Here is a 276-nt window from a genome sequence, read left to right as displayed (position 1 = left end):
AGCTCCGGTCTTGCCACCGTAACGGTCAACGGCAAAGCCGTGGATAGCGGCAGTCCGTCGGAAGCCATTGAACTGGGCGTGGGTCCAAACGAGATCCCGATCCAGGTGACAGCCGAGGATAAGGTGAGTAGCTACGCCTACACCTTAAAGGTTACGAGAGCCGAGATAACGATGCATACGGTCGCTTTTGAAACAGATGGCGGCAGTGCGGTTCCGAGTTTGACCAACGTCGCATGGGGTTCGCCGATCAGCGCGCCGGCAGCGCCTGCTAAGGCC

The 276-nt window shown here is 59.1% G+C and carries 1 protein-coding gene; it reads left to right on the top strand.

The window, feature by feature from the left end; all coding sequences use genetic code 11:
* A partial coding sequence (locus tag NLU14_RS21695; protein ID WP_275710520.1) for a cadherin-like beta sandwich domain-containing protein occupies positions 1–276 on the top strand: 276 nt, incomplete at both ends.

Origin of the sequence: Marinobacter iranensis, from assembly GCF_029207565.1 — a bacterium.
Classification (GTDB): Bacteria; Pseudomonadota; Gammaproteobacteria; order Pseudomonadales; family Oleiphilaceae; genus Marinobacter; species Marinobacter iranensis.
This window is presented reverse-complemented; position numbering and strand designations above follow the sequence as displayed.